Annotated in this window: 1 protein-coding gene; it reads right to left on the bottom strand. The window is 47.5% G+C overall.

The features are described from left to right. On the bottom strand, positions 1 to 221 hold a 221-nt coding region (locus tag AB4585_RS24185), incomplete at both ends, for a F0F1 ATP synthase subunit gamma (protein ID WP_372171296.1).

Genomic DNA, 221 nt, shown 5'->3' with positions numbered 1-221 from the left:
GGTGTGGCAGCAATTGTGCTGTCGTTGGCTCTTGCACCATGGTGTTAACGAACTTGTTGTAAACCAAATACAAACTGTCGATCTTACCTTCGTCATAGTGTTCCAACATCGCGTTTACTGTGCCTAAGATGTCTTCCAATTTTGGAGAGTCACCGAGACCTGCAGTTTGCGCTACGACGTTACCGCCGCGTTGGAAGAAGCTGATAGCCTTAGAACCGATT

The organism is Vibrio sp. 10N.222.49.C9 (genome assembly GCF_041474985.1).
GTDB lineage: Bacteria > Pseudomonadota > Gammaproteobacteria > Enterobacterales > Vibrionaceae > Vibrio > Vibrio crassostreae_C.
The sequence above is the reverse complement of the archived record's forward strand: the minus strand, read 5'-3'. Positions and strand labels throughout refer to the sequence as shown.